Source organism: Roseateles sp. Mitsp63 (assembly GCF_059491535.1).
In genome coordinates this window covers 1,395,113-1,415,876 of record NZ_CP168509.1, presented here as the reverse complement: position 1 = coordinate 1,415,876, position 20,764 = coordinate 1,395,113, and the positions used below count along the sequence as shown (strand labels likewise).

25 protein-coding genes are annotated in these 20,764 nt (G+C 69.5%); 4 read left to right on the top strand and 21 right to left on the bottom strand.

Going from position 1 to position 20,764, the window contains the following annotated elements:
* Nucleotides 1-75: 75 nt before the first annotated feature.
* From ACEN96_RS06115 to ACEN96_RS06095, 5 genes are read right to left on the bottom strand one after another with little or no spacing between them, the layout of a single operon-like run.
* Nucleotides 76-687 (bottom strand): SCO family protein, encoded by a 612-nt coding sequence (locus tag ACEN96_RS06115; RefSeq protein WP_495587153.1) that lies wholly within the window; start codon nucleotides 685-687, stop codon nucleotides 76-78.
* Between the two features lie 33 nt (nucleotides 688-720).
* Nucleotides 721-1,629 carry a heme o synthase gene (gene cyoE, locus ACEN96_RS06110; RefSeq protein WP_495587152.1) on the bottom strand — a complete coding sequence of 303 codons (909 nt, stop codon included), beginning with the start codon at nucleotides 1,627-1,629 and terminating at the stop codon, nucleotides 721-723.
* Nucleotides 1,626-2,771, bottom strand: coding sequence for a COX15/CtaA family protein (locus ACEN96_RS06105; protein ID WP_495587151.1), 1,146 nt, complete (start codon nucleotides 2,769-2,771; stop codon nucleotides 1,626-1,628). Before ACEN96_RS06105 ends, cyoE begins: the two co-directional genes overlap by 4 nt.
* Nucleotides 2,772-2,793: 22 nt before the next feature.
* The gene (locus ACEN96_RS06100; protein ID WP_495587150.1) at nucleotides 2,794-3,522 is read right to left on the bottom strand and encodes an SCO family protein; all 729 of its coding nucleotides are present in this window, start codon (nucleotides 3,520-3,522) and stop codon (nucleotides 2,794-2,796) included.
* On the bottom strand, nucleotides 3,503-4,306 hold the full coding sequence (locus ACEN96_RS06095) for an SURF1 family protein (protein WP_495587149.1): 804 nt from the start codon (nucleotides 4,304-4,306) through the stop codon (nucleotides 3,503-3,505). Before ACEN96_RS06095 ends, ACEN96_RS06100 begins: the two co-directional genes overlap by 20 nt.
* 31 nt (nucleotides 4,307-4,337) lie before the next feature.
* Here ACEN96_RS06095 and ACEN96_RS06090 point away from each other — a divergent pair, with 31 nt between their 5' ends.
* Complete coding sequence (locus ACEN96_RS06090; protein ID WP_495587148.1) at nucleotides 4,338-4,547, top strand: DUF2909 domain-containing protein; 210 nt, start codon at nucleotides 4,338-4,340, stop codon at nucleotides 4,545-4,547.
* Nucleotides 4,548-4,660: 113 nt separating this feature from the next.
* Here the strand turns inward: ACEN96_RS06090 and ACEN96_RS06085 are convergent, their stop codons facing one another.
* From ACEN96_RS06085 to ACEN96_RS06055, 7 genes are all read right to left on the bottom strand, one after another.
* The gene (locus ACEN96_RS06085) at nucleotides 4,661-5,545 is read right to left on the bottom strand and encodes a cytochrome c oxidase subunit 3 (protein ID WP_495587147.1); all 885 of its coding nucleotides are present in this window, start codon (nucleotides 5,543-5,545) and stop codon (nucleotides 4,661-4,663) included.
* A gap of 25 nt (nucleotides 5,546-5,570) precedes the next feature.
* Nucleotides 5,571-5,822: a DUF2970 domain-containing protein gene (locus ACEN96_RS06080; protein WP_495587146.1), complete on the bottom strand. Its 252-nt coding sequence runs from the start codon at nucleotides 5,820-5,822 to the stop codon at nucleotides 5,571-5,573.
* Between the two features lie 21 nt (nucleotides 5,823-5,843).
* Nucleotides 5,844-6,452, bottom strand: a complete 609-nt coding sequence (locus ACEN96_RS06075; RefSeq protein ID WP_495587145.1) for a cytochrome c oxidase assembly protein — start codon at nucleotides 6,450-6,452, stop codon at nucleotides 5,844-5,846.
* Nucleotides 6,453-6,471: 19 nt separating this feature from the next.
* Complete coding sequence (locus tag ACEN96_RS06070; protein ID WP_343636267.1) at nucleotides 6,472-6,591, bottom strand: cytochrome oxidase small assembly protein; 120 nt, start codon at nucleotides 6,589-6,591, stop codon at nucleotides 6,472-6,474.
* Nucleotides 6,592-6,631: 40 nt separating this feature from the next.
* A complete protein-coding gene (gene ctaD, locus ACEN96_RS06065) occupies nucleotides 6,632-8,263 on the bottom strand; it encodes a cytochrome c oxidase subunit I (protein ID WP_495587144.1) in 1,632 nt (543 codons plus the stop codon).
* Nucleotides 8,264-8,288: 25 nt separating this feature from the next.
* Nucleotides 8,289-9,410: a cytochrome c oxidase subunit II gene (coxB, locus tag ACEN96_RS06060; RefSeq protein WP_495588559.1), complete on the bottom strand. Its 1,122-nt coding sequence runs from the start codon at nucleotides 9,408-9,410 to the stop codon at nucleotides 8,289-8,291.
* Nucleotides 9,411-9,776: 366 nt separating this feature from the next.
* Nucleotides 9,777-10,694, bottom strand: coding sequence for a biotin synthase (locus ACEN96_RS06055; RefSeq protein WP_495587143.1), 918 nt, complete (start codon nucleotides 10,692-10,694; stop codon nucleotides 9,777-9,779).
* Between the two features lie 303 nt (nucleotides 10,695-10,997).
* On the opposite strand from ACEN96_RS06055, the gene ACEN96_RS06050 reads away from it, so the two are divergent.
* On the top strand, nucleotides 10,998-11,471 hold the full coding sequence (locus ACEN96_RS06050; RefSeq protein WP_495587142.1) for a ComF family protein: 474 nt from the start codon (nucleotides 10,998-11,000) through the stop codon (nucleotides 11,469-11,471).
* Between the two features lie 46 nt (nucleotides 11,472-11,517).
* A complete protein-coding gene (locus tag ACEN96_RS06045) occupies nucleotides 11,518-11,988 on the top strand; it encodes a tRNA (cytidine(34)-2'-O)-methyltransferase (protein WP_495587141.1) in 471 nt (156 codons plus the stop codon).
* Between the two features lie 240 nt (nucleotides 11,989-12,228).
* Here the strand turns inward: ACEN96_RS06045 and ACEN96_RS06040 are convergent, their stop codons facing one another.
* The 5 genes from ACEN96_RS06040 to ACEN96_RS06020 all read right to left on the bottom strand — a co-directional run bounded on the left by ACEN96_RS06040 (nucleotide 12,229) and on the right by ACEN96_RS06020 (nucleotide 15,693).
* Nucleotides 12,229-13,212, bottom strand: a complete 984-nt coding sequence (locus ACEN96_RS06040) for a Bug family tripartite tricarboxylate transporter substrate binding protein (RefSeq protein ID WP_495587140.1) — start codon at nucleotides 13,210-13,212, stop codon at nucleotides 12,229-12,231.
* The gene (locus ACEN96_RS06035; protein WP_495588558.1) at nucleotides 13,203-14,216 is read right to left on the bottom strand and encodes an NAD(P)H-dependent glycerol-3-phosphate dehydrogenase; all 1,014 of its coding nucleotides are present in this window, start codon (nucleotides 14,214-14,216) and stop codon (nucleotides 13,203-13,205) included. The genes ACEN96_RS06040 and ACEN96_RS06035 overlap by 10 nt, the downstream gene beginning before the upstream one ends.
* Before the next feature lie 134 nt (nucleotides 14,217-14,350).
* On the bottom strand, nucleotides 14,351-14,821 hold the full coding sequence (secB, locus tag ACEN96_RS06030; RefSeq protein ID WP_495587139.1) for a protein-export chaperone SecB: 471 nt from the start codon (nucleotides 14,819-14,821) through the stop codon (nucleotides 14,351-14,353).
* A gap of 121 nt (nucleotides 14,822-14,942) precedes the next feature.
* Nucleotides 14,943-15,200, bottom strand: coding sequence for a glutaredoxin 3 (grxC, locus tag ACEN96_RS06025; protein WP_343636282.1), 258 nt, complete (start codon nucleotides 15,198-15,200; stop codon nucleotides 14,943-14,945).
* 73 nt (nucleotides 15,201-15,273) lie between these two features.
* Nucleotides 15,274-15,693, bottom strand: coding sequence for a rhodanese-like domain-containing protein (locus ACEN96_RS06020; protein WP_495587138.1), 420 nt, complete (start codon nucleotides 15,691-15,693; stop codon nucleotides 15,274-15,276).
* A 180-nt stretch (nucleotides 15,694-15,873) separates the two neighbouring features.
* On the opposite strand from ACEN96_RS06020, the gene gpmA reads away from it, so the two are divergent.
* On the top strand, nucleotides 15,874-16,617 hold the full coding sequence (gene gpmA, locus ACEN96_RS06015) for a 2,3-diphosphoglycerate-dependent phosphoglycerate mutase (protein ID WP_495587137.1): 744 nt from the start codon (nucleotides 15,874-15,876) through the stop codon (nucleotides 16,615-16,617).
* Between the two features lie 84 nt (nucleotides 16,618-16,701).
* On the opposite strand, the gene ACEN96_RS06010 is transcribed toward gpmA, so the two are convergent.
* From ACEN96_RS06010 to ACEN96_RS05995, 4 genes are all read right to left on the bottom strand, one after another.
* Complete coding sequence (locus ACEN96_RS06010; RefSeq protein ID WP_495587136.1) at nucleotides 16,702-17,574, bottom strand: ribose-phosphate diphosphokinase; 873 nt, start codon at nucleotides 17,572-17,574, stop codon at nucleotides 16,702-16,704.
* Nucleotides 17,575-17,738: 164 nt separating this feature from the next.
* Nucleotides 17,739-18,476 (bottom strand): lysophospholipid acyltransferase family protein, encoded by a 738-nt coding sequence (locus ACEN96_RS06005; RefSeq protein ID WP_495587135.1) that lies wholly within the window; start codon nucleotides 18,474-18,476, stop codon nucleotides 17,739-17,741.
* Nucleotides 18,476-19,804 (bottom strand): dihydroorotase, encoded by a 1,329-nt coding sequence (locus tag ACEN96_RS06000; protein WP_495587134.1) that lies wholly within the window; start codon nucleotides 19,802-19,804, stop codon nucleotides 18,476-18,478. The genes ACEN96_RS06005 and ACEN96_RS06000 overlap by 1 nt, the downstream gene beginning before the upstream one ends.
* Nucleotides 19,801-20,763, bottom strand: coding sequence for an aspartate carbamoyltransferase catalytic subunit (locus ACEN96_RS05995; RefSeq protein WP_495587133.1), 963 nt, complete (start codon nucleotides 20,761-20,763; stop codon nucleotides 19,801-19,803). The genes ACEN96_RS06000 and ACEN96_RS05995 overlap by 4 nt, the downstream gene beginning before the upstream one ends.
* Nucleotide 20,764 lies beyond the last annotated feature (1 nt).

The following is a 20,764-nucleotide window of genomic DNA, read 5'->3' as shown; positions in this document are numbered from 1 at the left end:
GGGGCCGGCCCGATTTGTGGAGCCTGCGAGACGTATGAGGGCCGGCCCCCTGGCCCTTGCCGGCCGATCGCTCGTTCACTGCCCCGCGAGCAGCGCCTTGATATCGCCCATCAGCGCGGTCGCCCCCGCCCCATAGCGGGAGAACACCCGGATCCGCCCCTGCGGATCGAACAGGAAGCTCGCAGCCGTGTGGTCCATGGTGTAGCTGTCCGGGGTCTTCCCCGGCACCTTCGCGTAATAGACCTTGAACTCCTTGGCCACGTCCTTGAGCTGTTCCGGTGTCCCGCGCAGCGCGACGAAGGCGGGATCGAAGCTTTCGAGATAGGCCTTGAGCAGTTCCGGCTTGTCGCGTTCCGGATCGACGGTGATGAACACGCCCTGCACCTTGTCCCCATCGGGTCCGAGCGCCTTCTTCACCTGGGCCAGTTCGGCCAGCGTGGTCGGGCACACATCCGGGCACTGGGTGAAGCCGAAGAACACCACGACGACCTTGCCCTTGAAGTCCTCGAGCGTGCGCGTGCGGCCGTTCTGGTCGGGCAGGCTGAACCCGCGCGCATAGGCCGCGCCGGTCAGGTCCACGCCCTGGAAGCTGGCCTTGGGCGCCGAGGAGAAGCCCAGCTTGTCGCAGCCCGACAGCAGCGCCGTGGCGCCCAGGGCGCCGGCACACAGAGAACGTCGCGAGATCATCGGCACATCCGATCCGAAAGGAGGTCCGCCTGCTCAGGCGAGCCAGGGACTGACGTAGTGATCGAGCAGCAGCGCGCCGAAGAGCAGCGACAGATGCAGGATCGAGAACAGGAAGGTCTTGCGCGCCAGCGCTTCCGAGTAGGCCCGCCACAGCTTGAACGCGTGGTGGCAGAACATCAGCCCCAGCACGATGGCCGCGGCCAGGTAGATCCAGCCGCTCATGCCGGTCAGGAAGGGCAGCAGCGTGGCGGCGAACAGGATCCAGGTGTACAGGAAGATCTGCAGCCGCGTGAACTCGTTGCCGTGCGTCACCGGCAGCATCGGCAGGCCGGCCTTGCGGTAGTCCTCGCTGCGGTACAGCGCCAGCGCCCAGAAATGCGGCGGCGTCCACAGGAAGATGATCAGGCACATCAGCCAGGCCTCGGCGCCCAGCTCGCCGCGCATCGCGGCCCAGCCCAGCACCGGCGGCATCGCGCCCGAGGCGCCGCCGATCACGATGTTCTGCGGCGTCATCGGCTTCAGGATCACCGTGTAGACGATCGCGTAGCCGACGAAGGTCGCGAAGGTCAGCCACATCGTCAGCGGATTCACCAGCAGGTACAGGATCGCCGAGCCCAGCGCGCACAGCAGCCCCGAGAAGGTCAGCGTCTGGTTGCGGCTCAGCTCGCCCCGCGCGGTCGGCCGCCAGGCGGTGCGCTTCATCTTGGCGTCGATGTGCTGCTCGATCAGGCAGTTGAACGCCGCCGCCGCGCCGGCCACCAGCCAGATGCCGGCGGTCGCCGCGGCCAGCGTCATCCACTCCCTGCCCTGCGGCAGCCCGGGGATCGCCAGCGCCATGCCGATGACCGCGCAGAACACGATCAGCTGCACGACCTTGGGCTTGGTCAGTTGGTAGAACTGCCACCAGCGGGAGGGCATGGCGGCCTGCGTCGCGGAACTCATTTCAGATTCACCGTCAGGGTGCCGGCGCGCAGCCGCGCCAGCACGATGGAACACGTCAGCAGCAGCGCCGCGGCGCCGCCGGTATGGGCCAGGGCGGCCACCAGCGGCCAGCCCAGCACCACGTTGGAAAGGCCCGAGGCCAGCTGCCAGGCGCCCGCCGCCAGCAGGCGGCGCGCCCAGCGGCGGGACTCGCGGCGATCATCGCCGTCATGGCGCCACAGCGCCCAGGCCAGCGCCAGCATCGCGGCCAGCACGATCATCGCGCCGCCGCGGTGCGTCAGGTGGATCGCCGTCAGCGCCTCGAAGGGCAGGAAGCCGCCCTGCGCGCCGCGGCCCAGCTCGCGCCACAGCGTGAAGCCATGATCGAAGTCGGTCGGCGGCAGCCATTGTCCCTGGCAGGTCGGGAAGTCCTGGCAGGCCAGCACCGCGTAGTTCGTGCTGACCCAGCCGCCCAGCGCCACCTGGACGATCGCCAGCAGCGTGAACGCCGCGAATGCGCGCCGCAGGCCCGCCGGCCAGCGCAGCGGCCGGGGTTCATAGGCCTCGGCCTGCCAGGCCAGCAGCATCAGCAACCCGAGCGCCAGCAGCAGGTGGGTCGTCACGATCGCCGGGAACAGCTTCATCGTCACCGTCCAGGCGCCGAACAGCCCCTGCACCAGCACCCAGACCAGCGACAGCGTCGCCCACCAGGGCGATGGCGCCGCCGCGCCCTCGCGCCGGCCGCGCCGCCACAGCCGCCAGCTCAGCGCCGCCAGCACCACCAGCAGGAAGCCGACCCCGCCCGCCATGTAGCGGTGGACCATCTCCATCCAGGCCTTGCCATGCGTGACCGGCCCAGTGGGCATGGCCGACTGGGCGGCATGGATCTCGTCGCGCGCGCCCAGCGGCGACGCGCTGCCGTAGCAGCCCGGCCAGTCCGGGCAGCCCAGCCCGGAATCGGTCAGCCGCGTCAGCGCGCCGACCAGGATCAGGTCGAAGGTCAGGAAGGCCGCGAGCAGCGTCAGCGCGCGCAGCCGCTTCGCCGCCGGATCGCCGCGATGACGCCACTGCCACGCCAGCAACGGCACCGCGCCGATGAGCGCGGCCATCGCCAGCAGCTCCAGCAGCGGCTCGAAGTCGAAACCGATCGCCAATCCGTTCATGCGCGCGCCTGCGTTCCTGTCCTCAACGGCCCGGCTTGTCCCAGCCGGCGTTGGCGCGCATCAGGCGCTCGAGGTCCTTCTTCATCGAGGACGGATCCGGCGCCGCCGGCGAGCGCAGCATCCAGCGCCCCATCGGGTCGATCAGGAACAGGTGCTCGCCCATGCGGTGGCCCGGCGCGGCCATCAGCCAGCCCTCGATCGCGGCGCGGCTCGCGCGCAGCACCGTGGCCGGCGCGCCATGCGCGGTCAGCGCGTCGACCTGGGCCGGCGTCAGCATGACGTCGTCCGGCACCAGCACCAGCTTGTCCAGCCGGTCGCGGTCCTTGCCCAGCATCTCGCGCAGCTGGCGCTGCATGAACAGCATGCGCTCGCAGCCCGCATCGCAGGCGCGGTCCGGCACGTAGGTCAGCAGCCACTGGCCCTTGAGCGAATCCGCCGCCACCGGCGCGCCCTGCAGCGTCGTCAACGCCATCGCCGGCGGCAGGTCGCGCGTCGGCGTGATCAGGTCGCCGTAGGCGCGGCCGCGCAGGTCCAGCACGTAGAAGCTGAAGTAGGACGCCACCACCGGCGCCGCGCACACCAGCAGCACCAGCCACAGCGTCCAGCGCGAGCGCCTGGGCGGATCGAGGTCGGGCATCGGCAGCGTGTGCACCGCCAGCGTCACCGGGCCGGCCGGCGGCAGCGGCGTGTCGGCGGGCGCCGGCGCGGCGTCGCGGCCATGGTCCTGGCCGTCAGGCAGGGCGTTGGTCATCGGGAGACTCGTGGGCACGGGCGGCTCGGCCAGCGCGGTAGGGAGCGAGGACTTGGAACCAGACATAAAGACCCAGGATCAGCGCCGCGAGCGCAAACCATTGAAACGCGTAGCCGTAATGCTTGTGGAGATCGACCGCCGGCGGCGGCCAGTGGCGCAGCAGCCCGTCGGCGGGCGGCGCCTGCGCATCCTCCACGCGGTCGGGTTCCGTCTGCAGCAGCACCAGCGGCAGCAGGCGCAGACCCGTCTCGGCCTGGAAGGCCGCGAGGTCGACATTCTGCCGGATCGGCCCCGTCTCCACGTCCCGGCCCAGCGCATAGGCGCGCGACACCGAGGCCTCCAGCCGGCCCTCGATCCGCACATCGCCCGTGGGCGTCGTGACCGGGGGCAGCGCCTCGCGCTGCGCGGCGTTGCGCGGGCCCCAGCCGCGCTGCACCAGGATCGCGTCCTGGCGACCCTCGAGCCGCAGCGGCGTCACCGCGTAGAAGCCGGTGCGGCCGTCCATCACCCGGTTGTCGAGGTAGACCGTGTGCGCCGTGTCCCAGCGCCCGGCGAGCGCGGCGCGCCGGTGCTCCAGCGCGGGCGCGGGCGGCTGGTCGGCCGACGGCAGCGCGGCCGTCGACAGCGGCGCCATCCGGCCGCGCTCGTCGATCGTCCGCTGCATCGCCTTTTTCTGATCGGCGCGATCGAGTTGCCAGAGCCCCAGCGAAATGGCCGCCGCCACGCCGGCCAGCGTCGCCGTCACCACGACGCCATGGCGCCATCGGGGCCGGCCCGATGTCACGGCCGCGCTTCGGTGGGAATAATCGTCCGCCATGAAATTCATCGTCCTCATCGCGTTCATCGGCATCCTGGGCGCCCTGTTCTCGGCGGGCGTCCTGATGCTGCGCAAGCAGAAGGGCAAGGCCACCATGGCCCGCGCGCTGGCGGTGCGGGTCGCGCTCTCGGTGGCGCTGTTCCTGTTCATCCTCTTCAGCGCCTGGATGGGCTGGATCCATCCCACCGGGCTGCCCATCGGCAAGTGACCGCCTGATCACCCGATCGTCCGGCAGGCCGATAGGTCGATAAGCCGATACAGGCCGGAAAGAAAAAGCGCCGCATCGAGCGGCGCTCCTTCCTCAAGCGCTGTGCAGCGCCATCACATCCAGTACACGACCACGTACAGGCCCAGCCACACCACGTCGACGAAGTGCCAGTACCAGGCCGCGCCCTCGAAGCCGAAGTGACGGTCCGGCGTGAAGTGCCCCTTCATCAGCCGCAGCGTGATGAACAGCAGCATCAGCATGCCCACGAACACGTGGAAGCCGTGGAAGCCGGTCAGCATGAAGAAGGTCGAGCCGAAGATGCCCGAGTTCAGCTTCAGGTTGAGCTCGTGGTACGCGTGCACGTATTCGTAGGCCTGGAAGCCCAGGAAGGTCATGCCCAGAATCACCGTCGCCCACATCCAGCCGATGGTCCTGGCGCGGTGGCCGGCGATCAGCGCGTGGTGCGCGATCGTCAGCGTCACGCCCGAGGTCAGCAGCAGCGCCGTGTTGATCGTCGGGATCGGCCACGGGCCCATGGTCGCGAAGGCCTCGACCGTGCCCGCCGGCGAGGCGGTCGCGCCGGCCGCGACGCTGGGCCACAGGCCGTTGAAGTCGGGCCACAGCAGCGCGTTGTCCAGGCTGCCCAGCGTCGGGATGCTGTAGCCGCGCGACCAGAACAGCGCGCCGAAGAAGGCCGCGAAGAACATCACCTCCGAGAAGATGAACCAGCCCATGCTCCAGCGGAACGACAGGTCGATGCGGTCGCTGTACATGCCGCCTTCGCTCTCGCGGATGGCGTCGCCGAACCACTGCTTCAGCGTGAAGGCCCACCACAGCAGGCCCACCAGCAGCGACCACTTGCCCCAGTCGTGGCCATTGATCCATTGCGCCGCGCCCAGGATCACCCAGAACAGGCCGAAGGCGGCCATCGCCGGGTGCCGCGACGGGCCGGGCACGAAGTAGTAAGGCGTATTCCCATGAGTCGTCGTTGCCGACATGCGTTCTTCTCCTCGAACTCGGTTCTCAGTTCATTGCCGCACCGCTGCTCACCACCCAGCGGACCAGCAGGATCAATCCGACCACGAACAGCGCCGCGGCGATGACGCCCGCCGCGATCACGTGCAGCGGATTGAGCTGCGACACATCCTTCTCGTAGTCCGATCCCTTCCTCACGCCGAAGAAGGACCAGGCCACCGCGCGCAGCGTGCCGAGGAAGGACCCCTTGCGCTGCATCGCCTGCTTCAGATCCTCGCCCGGCTTCAGGTCTTCGGACATCGTCGTTTCCACCGGTCGCGCTCAGCTGCGCGGCTCGCCGCGCACGGCCGGCGCCACCGCCTGCGCCTTGCCCTTCCCGGCGACCTCGAAGAAGGTGTACGACAGCGTGATCGTGCGCACGTCCTTCGGGATCTTCGGGTCGATGACGAACACCACCGGCCATTCCTTCTGCTCGCCCGGCTTCAGCGTGTACTCGTTGAAGCAGAAGCACTCCAGCTTGTTGAAATACGGCGTCGCCTGCTTGGGCGCGTAGCTCGGGATCGCCTGCGCCGACATGGTCCGCGTCTGGATGTTCTGGAAGGTGTACATCACCGTCGTCAGCTCGCCCGGATGGACCACCAGGTGGCGCTTGGCCGGCTTGAAGTCCCAGGGGCCGCGCGCGTTGGCGTCGAACTCGATCGTGATCTGGCGGCTGTAGTCGACCTGCGTGTTCTTCACGTCCTCGGCCCGCACCGCGTGCTGGCGCTCGGACAGCGACAGCACGTTGATGCCCAGCGCCGTGCAGATCGCGCGGTACATCGGCACCAGCGCATAGCCGAAGCACGACATCACCGCCACCACCACCAGCAGCTTGCCGGTCATCCGCAGGTTCTCCCGGCGGATCCAGGCGGACAGCTTGGGCGTGCTCATCGCTGGCTCGCTCGCGCGCTCAGGACACGCCGTAGAACGCGATCTTGACCACGAAGCCGATCGCGAACACGGCGGCCACGCTGGCCAGGATCAGCGCCAGGCGCAGGTTGCTGCGGCGTTGCTCGGGCGTCAGGGCCATGGCTCGGTCCTCGATGTCGGCGTCCGGGGGCGTCCGGGGCTCAGCCGATGATCTTCGTCGCGGTGACGTCGATCTTGGGCGGGGTCTCGAAGGTGTGGAACGGCGCCGGCGACGGCACTTCCCACTCCAGGCCCTCGGCCGCTTCCCACGGCTTCTGCGGCGCCTTCGCGCCCTTGCCGCGCATCATCGGCACGGCCACGAACAGGAAGAAGTAGACCTGCATCAGCCCGAAGCCGAAGGCGCCGATCGACGCCAGCATGTTGAAGTCGGCGAACTGCATCGGGTAGTCGGCATAGCGGCGCGGCATGCCGGCCAGGCCCAGGAAGTGCATCGGGAAGAAGGTCACGTTGAACGTGATCAGCGAGCCCCAGAAGTGGATCTTGCCGCGCGTCTCCGAGTACATGACGCCGGTCCACTTCGGGCCCCAGTAGTAGACGCCGGCGAACAGCGCGTACAGCGAGCCGGCGACCAGCACGTAGTGGAAGTGGGCCACGACGTAGTAGGTGTCCTGGATCTGGATGTCGATGGGCGCCATCGCGCAGATCAGGCCGGTGAAGCCGCCCATCGTGAACACGAAGATGAAGCCCACGGCCCACAGCATCGGGGTCTCGAAGGTCATCGAGCCGCGCCACATCGTCGCCAGCCAGTTGAAGATCTTCACGCCGGTGGGCACCGCGATCAGCATGGTCGCGTACATGAAGAACAGCTGGCCCGTCACCGGCATGCCGGTGGCGAACATGTGGTGCGCCCACACGATGAAGGACAGGATCGCGATCGAGGCGGTGGCGTACACCATCGAGGCGTAGCCGAACAGCCGCTTGCGCGCGAAGGCCGGGACGATCTGGCTCACGATGCCGAAGGCCGGCAGGATCATGATGTAGACCTCGGGGTGGCCGAAGAACCAGAAGATGTGCTGGTACATCACCGGGTCGCCGCCGCCCGAGGGCGTGAAGAAGCTGGTGCCGAAGTGGCGGTCCGTCAGCGTCATCGTGATCGCGCCGGCCAGCACCGGCATTACCGCGATGAGCAGGTAGGCGGTGATCAGCCAGGTCCACGCGAACATCGGCATCTTCATTAGCGTCATGCCGGGGGCGCGCATGTTGAGGATGGTCACGATGATGTTGATCGAGCCCATGATCGAGGACGCGCCCAGGATGTGCATCGCGAAGATGCCGGCGTCCATCGACGGGCCCATCTGCAGCGTCAGCGGCGCGTAGAGCGTCCAGCCGGCGGCGGGCGCGCCGCCGGGCATGAAGAACGAGCTCACCAGCATCAGCGCCGCGGGGATCATCAGCCAGAAGCTGAAGTTGTTCATCCGCGCGAAGGCCATGTCCGACGCGCCGATCTGCAGCGGGATCATCCAGTTCGCGAAGCCGACGAAGGCCGGCATGATCGCGCCGAACACCATGATCAGCCCGTGCATGGTGGTGAACTGGTTGAACAGTTCCGGATTGAAGAACTGCAGCCCGGGCTGGAACAGCTCCGCGCGGATGCACAGCGCCAGGATGCCGCCGATGATCAGCATCGTGAAGCTGAACAGCAGGTACATCGTGCCGATGTCCTTGTGGTTCGTGGCGAAGACCCAGCGCCGCCAGCCCGTCGGGGCGTGATGGTCGTGGTGATCGTCATGGTCATGGGCATGACCGGTCGGGTGGTCGAGCACTGCACTCATGTCAATTCCTCGGTGGCGGGTCGGGTCACTTGGCGCGTTCGGCCACGACTTCCGACGGCTGCACGATCTGGCCGGTCTTGTTGGACCACGCGTTCTTCGTGTACGTGACGACGGCCGCGAGCTCGCTGTCCTTGAGCACCGTCTTCCAGGCCGGCATCTGGCCCTTGCCGTTGAGCACCAGGTGCAGCTGCTGCGCGTGGTCCTCGTTCTTCACGATCGCCGAGCCATCCAGCGCCGGGAACTGGCCCGCGCCCTTGCCGTCGGCCTTGTGGCAGACCGCGCAGTTGGCGTCGAAGAGCTTCTGGCCGCGGGCCATCAGCTCGTCCATCGTCCAGACCTTGGCGGGATCGTCGGCCTTGGCGGCGATCTTCTTCATCTCGCCGGCGACCCACGCGCTGTAGTCCTTGGCGCTCAGCACCTTGACGTGGATCGGCATGTAGGCGTGCTCCTTGCCGCAGAGCTCGGCGCACTGGCCGTAGAAGTCGCCGGTCTGCTCGGCCTTGAACCAGGTGTCGCGCACGTAGCCGGGGATCGCGTCCTGCTTGACGCCGAAGGCCGGCACCATCCATGCGTGGATGACGTCATCGGCGGTGGTGATGATGCGGACCTTCTTGCCCACGGGCACCACCAGCGGGTTGTCGACCTTGAGCAGGTAGTTGTCGACGTCGCCCGGCTTGCCGCTGTCGGACAGCGCACGGTGCGAGGCGTCCAGCGTCGAGACGAAGCCGATGCCCTCGCCCTCGCCCTTGAGGTAGTCGTAGCCCCACTTCCACTGGTAGCCGGTGGCCTTGATGGTGAGGTCGGAGTTGGTGGTGTCCTTCATCGCCACGACCACCTTGGTCGCGGGCAGCGCCATCAGGATGACGATGATGAAGGGGACGATGGTCCAGGCGATCTCGACCTTCACGCTCTCGTGGAAGTTGGCGGGGACGGCGCCCTTGGACTTCCGGTGCTTGAAGATCGAATAGAACATGACCCCGAACACGGCGATGAAGATCGCCAGGCAGAGGATCAGCATCATGTTGTGCAGCCACATCTGCTCGTGCGCGATCTTGGTGACCGGCGGCTGCAGGTTCAGCTGGTTGACGGCCGGACCTCCGGGGAGGTCACCGACCGCCAGGGCAGCCTGGCTGGCCAGCGCGGCCATCAGGCCGAACGCGAGCTGGCTGCAGCGGCGCCCCAGTTGCACACAACTGTTGTCAATCGTCATGGTCGTCTCTTTATCCTGTCTTTCTCAAGCTCGTGTCACCCGGTGTCTCTTCCAGGCGGCTTCGGCGCTCGATCCCGCTTGTAGCGCGGGCTTCGATGCCAAGCGGTGGCAGAAACCTACGGGGCCAGCAGACGTACTCCAGTCGGGCGCGGATTCTAGTCCACTCCCCTGCCGCACTATGACCGCCCCCCGCGGGCCGAACGGCCCAGGATTACCCTCAGAATGGACGCTGTTTCCCTCTGGCATCCCCTCTGACAGCGCCCGCGCGAGCAGCGCTCTAGCCGAGCCCGCGCGCGATGGGGGTCAGTGTTTGCCCGCGCCGCGCACCATGGCGCGCATCTGGTCCAGCGACACCTCGGTGGTGGCCGCGATCTTCACCTTCGGTTGAGGCTTGAACGCATGGCCGTAGACCAGCTCGATGCTCAGCGCCAGCCGGCCGTCGGGGCCGCGCAGCGACTCGAGCGCGGCCAGCAACTGGTCGCGCCAGGCCTTCGTGCGCAGGCCGCGCACGCGGGCCGGCGCGAGGTTGCCGCCGAGTGCGCGCAGGTCGCGCAGCAGGTCCTCGGGCGAGGCCCAGGTCAGGCGCAGATGCTCCTGGTCCATCACCGGATCGGCGAAGCCGGCATGCACGAGCAGGTCGCCCAGGTCATGCATGTCGACCCAGTCCGGCGCCGGCGGGCCCCAGCCCTCGCGGGCATAGATCGGACGCAGCTCGATGAAGCTGTCGGGGCCCAGGCACGAGAACATCAGGCAGCCCTCGACGGCGAGGCCCGCGTGCCAGCGCTTGACCAGCGCGGGCTTGTCGGCCTCGGCATGCAGTTCCATGTTGGACCACGCGAGCTGCGCCGCGCCGTCCGGCGGCTCGGCGATGAGTTCGGTCGCGTTGCCGCCGCGCAGCCTGTCCATCACCGATTGCATGAAGCCGCGCCGCGCGCGCGGCTGCTGCAGCGCGCGCACCTCGGGCTCGGGCTCGAGCCACAGCTGCGTCGCCTGCGGATAGTGCTCGCGCAGGCCGGCATCGCCGCCGCCCGTCGAAGGGCGGCTCTGCAGCACGGCGGTCGGCTGGAGGCGGATCACCGGCAGGCGGTCCAGCATGCGCGAGGCCACTTCCTGATGCAGCCAGGGCGCCTCGCCGGACGCGGCCAGGCGGCGGCGCTGCCGCCGCGCCGCGCCCGCATCGATCTGCTGTGTGCTTGGCGGCAAGGCCTCGTTCCCAGTCATGGGGCGCGATTGTAGGCGGCCATGCTTGACCTCTCGCGGCGCTGGTCATTGGCGCGATCCTCGATGGCGCGCGGGATCGCGGGAATCGCGGGGATGGTGCGGGCCTTCGAATGGCCGGGGCAATGCGTGCTCTGCCGCTGCTGGTGCCGCGGGCCGTTGTGCCCCGATTGCGAGGCGCTTCATCCCCTGGGCGACGGACCGCGATGCGCGCTCTGCGCCCTGCGGCTGCCGCGAGGCGCCGTTGTCCCGCGCTGCGGCCGCTGCGCGGCCCATGCGCCGCCGCTGTCGCGTTGCGTCGTGGCGATGGACTACCGCTTCCCGTGGGACCGGCTGCTGCTGGCGCTGAAGTTCGGCGCGCGGCTGGAGCTCGCGCCGCTGCTGGCCGGCCGGCTGTCGCGCGCGCTGGCACTGGCGGCGGTCGAGCCGCCGGATCTGATCCTGCCGATTCCGCTCTCCGCCGAGCGGCTGCGCGAGCGCGGCTACAACCAGGCCCACGAGATCGCGCGCCGCCTCGCGGGCGCGCGGCGACAATCCCGGCTTTGCGCGCTGACGCTGATGCGGGTGCGGCACACAGGACAGCAGGCCCAGTTGCCGCTGGATGAGCGCCGGCGCAACCTGCAGGGCGCGTTCGCCGTCGTGAAGCCGGTGCGCGGGCTGCGGGTCGCGATCGTCGACGACGTCATGACCAGCGGCGCCACGCTGCACGAGGCGGCGCAAGCGCTGCGGCGCGCCGGCGCGGCGGACGTGCAGGCCTGGGTGGCCGCGCGCACGCCGTAGCCGTGGTCCGCGAGATCCTTTCCCTTTCGAGAAGAGCGTCGTTCCCATGTTCAACATCGTGCTGGTCCATCCGGAGATTCCGCCCAACACCGGCAACGTGATCCGGCTGGCGGCCAACACCGGCTGCCGGCTGCATCTGATCGAGCCGCTGGGGTTCTCGATGGAGGACCGGTTGCTGCAGCGCGCGGGACTGGACTATCACGAGTACGCGCCGGTGCTGCGGCATTCGGACTGGGCGCGCTTCCTCGCCGCGGAACAGCCGGACGCGGCGCGCATGTTCGCGTTCACGACGCGCGGCAGCCGGCTGCTGCCGACGGTGGCGCTGAAGCCGGGGGACTGGCTGGTCTTCGGCTGCGAGACCTCGGGCCTGCCGCCGGCGCTGCGCGACGGCTTTCCGCTGGAACAGCGCGTGCGGCTGCCGATGCGCGAGGGGCAGCGCAGCCTCAACCTGAGCAACGCGGTGGCGGTGTCGGTCTTCGAGGGATGGCGCCAGAACGGCTACGCGGACGGCATGTGATCGTCTCTGCCCTCCTCTTCACTCTTCAACTCCCTCGCCCCCGCAGGGGGAGAGGGTGGGGGAGAGGGGGACGTCGAAGTACGCCAGTGGCGTCCTGCGCAGAGCCCCCTCTCCCCTGCCCTCTCCCCCTGCGGGGGCGAGGGAGTTGACGGCGCGGAAGACTGACGCTCAGGTGCTCAGGTGCTCAGGTGCTCAGGTGCTCAGGTGCTCAGGTGCTCAAGTGCTCAAGTGCTCAAGTGCTCATTCGCGCTCGAGCTTCAACTGCTTGATCAGCGCGCCCCAGCGCACGCGCTCGTCGCGCATCAGGCCATCGAGCCCTTCGGGCGACGTGCCGGCGGCGCTGAAGTACAGCGGCAGCAGCTCGTGCCGGAAAGCCTCGCCGCGCACGATGCGCACCACCTCGTCCGAGACGCGCCGCACGATCGCGTCCGGCGTGCCCGCTGGCGCGAGCAGCGCCTGCCATGACGTCGCCTCGAAACCGGCGTAGCCCGACTCGGCGACGGTGGGCAGCTCGGCCAGCGCGGCGAAGCGCCCGGCGCTCGTCACCGCGAGCGCCTTCAGCTTGCCGGCCTTGACCTGCGGCATCGCGATCGCGGGGACCATGAAGCCCGCCTGCACCTGACCGGCGAGCATCGCGTTGACGACCTGCGGAAAGCCGGCATATGGCACGTGGACGATCCGCACGCCGGCGCGGGCGATGAAGGCCTCCATCGCCAGATGCGCGGCACTGCCGTTGCCGACGCTGCCGTAGTTGAATTCACCGGCCCGCCGCTTGGCCAAGGCGACGAACTGCGCCAGCGTGTCCACGCCCAGCGACGGCGGCACCACGAGCACGTTCGGCGAGCTCGCGATGAAGCTGACCGAGCGCAGCTCCCGCTGCGGGTCGTAGGGCAGTGCCCTGGACAACAGCGGCGCGGTGATCAGCGGCCCCTGGATCGTGAACAGCAGCGTGTGGCCATCGGGCGCGGCCTTGGCGACCGCGCCGGTGCCGATGTTGCCGCCGGCGCCAGGCTTGTTGTCGACGACGACGGGTTGCCCGAGCGCCTGCGCGAGCGGCTCGGCGAGATAGCGCGCGATCAGGTCCGGCGAGCTGCCGCCCGGGAAGGGCACGACCAGCCGGATCGGGCGCGACGGCCAGCCCGCGGCGGCTCCAGCCCCGTGCGGCATCCCGGCCAGCGCGGTCGCGCCGGCGGCGGCGAGCAATGCGCGACGCTTCATTGCCACTCCGCCTTGGCCTGGCGCCCCATCAGCGCGTCCATCGCCGCGTGCGTCGTCAGACGGCCTTCGAGGACCTCGACGACCGCGGCGGTGATCGGCATGTCCACGCCGGCCCGCTGCGCGCGCGCGAGCACCGTCGGCGCGCTGTACACGCCTTCGGCCACATGGCCGAGCTTGGCCAGGATGCCCGGCAGGTCCAGGCCCTCGGCCAGCAGCAGACCGACGCGGCGGTTGCGCGACAGGTCACCGGTGGCGGTGAGCACCAGGTCGCCCAGCCCGGCGAGCCCCAGCAGCGTCTCCGGCTGCGCGCCGAGCGCCAGCGCGAGCCGCTGCATCTCCGCCAGACCGCGCGTGATCAACGCGGCGCGCGCGTTGAGTCCAGGCCCCTTGAGCCCCTGGGCCTCGGCCGCCAGCCGCAGGCCATCGGCGATGCCGACGGCGATCGCCATGACGTTCTTGACCGCGCCGCCGACCTCCACGCCGACCGGATCGGCCGACGAGTACACCCGCAGCCGCTCGCTGTGGAAGGCCTGCACGCCAAGCGCCGCCAACGCTGCATCGCCCGAGGCCGACACCAGCGCGGTCGGCTGGCCCGCGGCCACCTCCTGCGCGAAGCTGGGCCCCGACAGGATGCCTGTGGCCAGCCGCGGCGCGACCTCGCGCGCGATCTCATGCCCCAGCAGTCCTGTCCCCGCCTCGAAGCCCTTGCACAGCCATTGCGCGCGCGCGCCGTCGGGCAAGCGGGCCAGCATGCCGCGCAAGCCCGACATCGGCGTCGCGATCACGATCAGCCCCTCGCGGCCATGCGCGAGCGCGGCCTCGAGATCGCCGGTCAGGCCCAGCGCGTCCGGCAGCGGCGATTCGGGCAGGTAGCGCGCATTGCGGCGCCCGGCGCGCATCGCGGCGACCGCGCCGGCATCGCGCGCCCACAGCGTCACCTCATGGCGCGCGCTGGCGGCGATCGCCAGCGCCGTGCCCCAGGCGCCGGCGCCCAGCACGCTGATCTTCATGCGCGGAGCAGTCATCGTCGGATCCTGCGATCGGAATTCAGGCATCGGGATTCGGAAACTCGAAGCAGCCTTCGGAATGAAACACGCCGGCCGGCGGACGGATCCGCGAGGCCGGCGCGCTCATGGGTCGCGGCTCAGTTCGGGATGGCGGCTTCGCCGTTGATCTGGCCGCCGGCCATCTGGGCCTGCTGCGCCTCGAACATCGCCTGGAAGTTCACTTCGGTCAGCATCACCGGCGGGAAGCCGGCGCGGGTGCAGACGTCGGAGACGATGGCGCGCAGGTAGGGGTAGATCATCTGCGGGCACACGATGGCCAGGATGCCTTCCAGCTGGTCCTGCGGCAGGTTGCGGATCTCGAAGATGCCGGCCTGCTTGGCCTCGATCAGGAACAGGGTCTTGTCCTGCACCGTCGTGGTCACCGTGGCGGTGACGCTGACTTCGAACAGGCCTTCGGCCACCGGCTCGGCGGCCAGCGAGAGCTTGATGTCGACCTGCGGCGGCGCCTGCTCCAGCAGGATCGCGGGGGCGTTCGGCTGCTCCAGCGACAGGTCCTTCAGGTACATGCGCTGGATCTGGAACACGGGGGTGTTGGTGTCGTCGGCCATGAGGGTCATCCAAATGAAAAAGCCCGCCAGCGGCGAGCCGTGGCGGGCATTATGACCGAGCGCCCATGACCCTCCGTGAAGGGTCCGCGAGGCGCTGGCGGCGGGCCGGATGCCGCGCCGCTCAGGCGGCCAGCAGCGGCTGCAGGCCGCCGCGCTGGTCCAGCGCGATCAGGTCGTCGCAGCCGCCGACATGGGTGTCCCCGATGAAGATCTGGGGCACGGTGCGCCGGCCGGTCAGCTGGATCATCGCGTCGCGCTGCGCCGGGTCCAGGTCCACGCGGACCTCCTCGATCCGGTCCACGCCGCGTTGCTTCAGCAGGGACTTCGCCCGCACGCAGTACGGGCAGACCAGGGTCGTATACATCTTCACGGCGGCCATCGCCTGTTCTCCAAGAGTCGTGTCGAGCGTCTTTGTGTTCCGGCCCCAGGAGCCGGTGCGGTCGCCAGGGCGGTCAGGCCGCGGACTTCTCGACAGGCAAACTCGCTTCGCGCCAGGCGGCCAGACCGCCCTGGACCGCGACCGCGTTCGCGTAGCCCTGTTTCTGAAGGATGCCAGCGGCGCGCTGGGCGCGCGCGCCGGTCTTGCACATCAGCACCACCGGCAGGGCCTTGTTGCCGGGCAGTTGCTTGGCCGGCAGCTCCGTGCCAGTCAGGGTCGACAGCGGCACGTTGCGGGCGCCGGTGGCATGGCCGGCGGCGAATTCGTCGGGCTCGCCGACGTCGATCAGCACGCCCTTCTCGCGGTTGACCAGGCGCACCGCCTCGGAGGTCGCCACGCCGCCGCCCTTGCCGCGCAGCAGGGGCCACAGCAGCAGACCGCCCGACACCAGGGCGGCGAGCACGAGATACCAGTTTTCAAGCAGGAACTTCAAGGCGGGGCCTGTACGGTGAATCCAAAAGCCGCGGATTATAGAAACGCCGGTGTTTCGCCTGAAACGAAAGCACGCGTCGGCGCTGCGGAAGCCTGCCCGGCGGGGGATCGGCGGGGGGCTGCCTCTAGAATCCGCCGGGCCTGCCGGACCCCGGCCCCTTCACGAACCCATCCAAGACCCATGTACAAGCTCGTGCTGATTCGCCATGGCGAATCGACCTGGAATCTCGAGAACCGCTTCACCGGCTGGACCGATGTGGATCTGACGCCGACCGGCGTGGAACAGGCCAAGCAGGCGGGCCGTCTGCTGAAGGAAGCCGGCCTGGACTTCGACGTGGCGCACACGTCGGTGCTCAAGCGCGCGATCTGGACGCTGTGGCACTGCCTGGACCAGATGGATCGCCAATGGCTGCCGGTGCGCCACAGCTGGCGCCTCAACGAGCGCCACTATGGCGGCCTGCAGGGGCTGAACAAGGCCGACATGGCCAAGCAGTACGGCGACGAGCAGGTGCTGGTCTGGCGCCGCAGCTACGACACGCCGCCGCCGGCGCTGGAGGCCTCGGACCCGCGCAGCGAGCGCGGCGACATCCGCTACGCGGGGCTGCAGCCGTCGGACGTTCCGCTGACGGAGTGCCTGAAGGACACGGTGGCGCGGGTGCTGCCCTACTGGAACGAGCAGATCGCGCCCGCGATCCAGTCGGGCCAGCGCGTGCTGATCGCGGCGCATGGCAACTCGATCCGGGCGCTGGTGAAGTACCTGGACGGCATCGCCGACGACGCGATCGTCGGGGTGAACATTCCCAACGGCATTCCGCTGGTCTATGAGCTGGACAAGGACCTGAAGCCGATCAAGAGCTACTACCTCGGCGACGCGGAAGCCGCGGCCAAGGCCGCCGCCGCGGTGGCGAGCCAGGGCAAGGCGTAACGCCGGCACCTGCTCCCTCCACAAGGACGAAAGCCCGGCGATGCCGGGCTTTTTCGTTCGTGGATCTCAGGGCGTCAAAGACGCTCACTTCCTCCGCAACGCCGTCGCCAGCAGCTCCGCCACGCAGACCGCATTGCTCTCATGCGGCACCGCGTTGCTGCTCCACACATGCCGGACCCCCGCCTCGCGCAGCGCGGGCAGCGCATCGCCGTTGAACAGCGCATGCGTCACCGCCACATCGACGCTCGCCGCGCCGCGCTCGAGCGCCTCACGCGCCGAGCCGATCAGCGTCCGGCCCGTCGACGCCATGTCATCCAGCAGCACCACCGCGCGGCCTCGCACGTCCAGGTCGGGAAAGGCCAGTTGCACCTGCGTGTCGCCAAAGCGCACCTTGCGGCCGATCGCGTGCTCCAGCTTGCCGGCGCGCGCCGCCTCGGCCACCCACTGCGCCGACTCCTCGTCCGGCCCCACGAGCACCGCGCCCGGCACCCGCCCCGCGATGAAACGGCCCAGCAAGGCCGCCGCCGACAGCGCGACGCCCCGCCCCGGCGGCATCACTTCATCCAGGCTCGCGATCCGGTGCAGGTGCGGATCCACCGTCACCACACGATCGAACTGCGTCGACAACAGCGCCGCCACGTGCCGCTGGCTCACCGCCTCGCCAGGCGTGAACTCCATGTCCTGCCGCATGTAGGCCAGGTAAGGCACCACCAGCATCAAATGCTTGACGCCCCAGCCCCGCGCCGCCGGCGCCGCGATCAGCAACTCGACCAGCCGGTCATTGGGCTGATGCTGCAAACCACGCAGCACGATGATGTCGGTCGGCAGCGGCTTGGGCAGCACCAGCCGGATCTCGCCATCCGGGAAACGATGGCGCGCAATGACACCCAGCGGGCGACCCAATTCCCTGGCCAGACGGGTGGCCAATTCCTGTTCGTCGTCGAAGCACAGCAGCATCGGCGGATCCTCACATCAATTCGGCCGGGCCTGGGCATCCGGCGTACCTGCGTTCGTCGGCGACCGCCTGCCTGCAATCACCGGCGCGCTTGGCCGCCAAGGCATGGGGCCTTGTCGTCAAGCGCCAAAACCCCATGCCTTGCCGTCCCCGAACGATCGAGGACTCAGGGCCTGGGGAGTGCGTTTGAAATCCTCTCGGCCAGGGCCTCTGCCAGGTGGCGGCGGTCCAGACCCTCCGTCGGCATCGCCGGCAGGGAACGCACCTCCACCGCCAGGTCCTTCGCGGTCAGGATGCGCCACAGACTCTCCATCAAGGACATCTGGCCGATGTACTGCGCGGCCTCGCTGTAGGGCTTGCCCGGCTGATGCCAGCGCAGCACCACCGGTTGCAGCGGCGTGTGCGTGCTGATCGCCGCCTGCAGCAGATTGCCATGCAGCGGCAGCAACGGATAGCCCGCTCCGGTCGTGCCCTCGGGAAACACCGCCACCGTCTGGCCGGCGGCCAAGGCCTCGGCGGTCTTGTGCACGACGCGCAGTGCGTCACGCTTGCTGGCGCGCTCGATGTAGAGCGTGCCCACCGCCGTCGCCAGCGAGCCCACCAGCGGCCACGTCGCGATGTCCGCCTTCGAGACGAAACGCGCCTCCGGCATCACCGCGTGCATCGCCGCGATGTCCAGCCACGAGATGTGATTCGCGGTGATCAGCCGCGGCGCGGGCGCCTGCGGGCCCGGCGACTCGAGCCGCACGCCCAGCACCCGCAGGAGCTTGCCCGACCACCAGCCGACATACCGCTGCTTCGTCGGCGCGTCGAAACCACGCCAGCGCACCTGCACCAGGAACACGCCGTGGCCGATGTGCGCCAGCATCCGCAGCGCCCGCCACACGCCGACCAGCGCGCGCATCAGGCCGTCCGCTCGACGTCGGTGACCAGCGATTCGAAGGCCACCGTGCCGGCCACCAGCGTGTAGCGCACCCGGCCCGGCAGCTCGAAGCCGGTGATGTCGAACGAGAACGGCGTGTGCTTGCCCTGGCTGACCAGACGCTCCGGCGTCACCGCGCCCGAGGCCCCGGCATCGAAGACGACGACGTCGCCGACGCCGCCCTCGACCAGCCGTCCCGCGCTCGCCGCCAGCGAACCCAGCGCGCCACCCAGCACCTTGACCGGCCGGCCGGTGATGGTGTCCAGCGTGCGCGCCAGCGACAGGCCCTCGTCCTGCCCCCAGCGCAGCGCCAGGCTCAGCAGCAGTTCCAGGCCGGTCGCGCCCGGCGTGGCTTCGGCGAAGGGCAGCGACTTCTCGTCGGCCGCGACCGGGTTGTGATCGCTGACCAGCGCATCGATCGTGCCGTCGGCCAGCGCGGCGCGCAGCGCGTCGCGGTCGCGCTGCTGGCGCAGCGGGGGCAGCAGCCGCATCGACGGGTTGAAGTAGCCGATGTCGACATCGGTCAGGTGCAGCGAGTTGATCGAGACATCCGCCGTGACCGGCAGGCCATCGCCCTTGGCGGCCCGCACCAGCTCGACGCCGGCAGCGCTGCTCAGGCGGCACAGGTGGACGCGGCAGCCGGTCACGCGGACCAGCTCCAGGATGGTGTGCAGCGCGATGGTCTCGGCCGCGACCGGTTCGCCCGACAGGCCCAGCCGCGTCGCCACCGCGCCGCTGGCCGCGACACCGCCGCTCAGCCACGGATCGCGCGGATGCAGCCACAGCGCGTAGCCGAAGCTCGCGGCGTACTGCATCGCGCGCTGCAGCGTCAGCGTGTTGCGCACCGGCTCGGTGGCCTGCGAGAAGCCGACGCAGCCGGCCTCGGTCAGCTCGGCCATCTCGGTGAGCGCCTCGCCGGCCAGGCCGCGCGTCAGCGCGCCCAGCGGGAACAGCCGGCAGCGGCTGAGCTTGCGGGCGCGGAACTTCAGCATCTCGACCAGGCCGGGCTCGTCCAGCGCCGGATCGGTGTCGGGCGGACAGACCAGGCTGGTCACGCCGCCGGCGGCCGCGGCGGCGAGCTCGCTCTCCAGCATGCCCTCGTGCTCGTGGCCCGGCTCGCGCAGCCGCGCGGCCAGGTCGACCAGGCCCGGCGCCACGACCAGGCCCGTCGCGTCGATGACGCGCTCGGCGTTGAAGTCACCGACCTGCCCCAGGCCGACGATGCGGCCCGAGGCGATGGCGAGGTCGCCGGTCTGGTCGAGGCCCGACGCGGGATCGAGCAGGCGGCCGTTCTGGATCAGGATCTTCATGCTTCGTTCCCCGCGAGGATGGACATCACCGCCATGCGCACCGCGATGCCGAAGGTGACCTGCGGCAGGATCACGCTGTGCTGGCCGTCGGCGACGGTGGACGAGATCTCCACCCCGCGGTTGATCGGGCCCGGATGCATGACGATCGCATCGGGCTTGGCCAGCGCCAGCTTCTCCGGCGTGAGGCCGAAACTCTTGAAGTACTCGCCCGCGCTGGGCAGCATCGCCCCGCCCATGCGCTCGTTCTGCAGGCGCAGCATGATGATGACGTCGGCATCCTTCACGCCCTCGGCCATGTCGTGGCACACGCGCACGCCCATGTCCTTGAGATCGCCCGGGACCAGCGTCTTCGGACCGACGGCGCGGATCTCCGGCACGCCCAGCGTCGTCAGCGCGTGGATGTCGCTGCGCGCGACCCGCGAGTGCACGATGTCGCCGACGATCGCCACCGTCAGCTGGCTGAAGTCCTTCTTGTAGTGGCGGATCGTGTACATGTCGAGCAGGCCCTGCGTCGGATGCGCGTGGCGGCCGTCACCGGCGTTGACCACGTGGACATGCGGCGCGCAGTGCTGCGCGATCAGGTACGGGGCGCCCGATTCGCTGTGGCGCACGACGAACATGTCGGCATGCATGGCCGACAGGTTGGACACGGTGTCGAGCAGCGTCTCGCCCTTGGCGGTGCTGGAGCGCGCGATGTCCAGGTTGATCACGTCCGCCGACAGGCGCTTGGCGGCGATCTCGAAGGTCGTGCGGGTGCGGGTGCTGTTCTCGAAGAACAGGTTGAACACCGACTTGCCGCGCAGAAGCGGCACCTTCTTGACCTCGCGGTCGTTGACCGACAGGAAGGTCCCCGCCGTGTCCAGGATCTGATGCAGGATGGCCTTGGGCAGGCCCTCGGTGGACAGCAGGTGGATCAGCTCGCCATGCTTGTTGAGCTGGGGATTGCGTTTGCTCAGCATG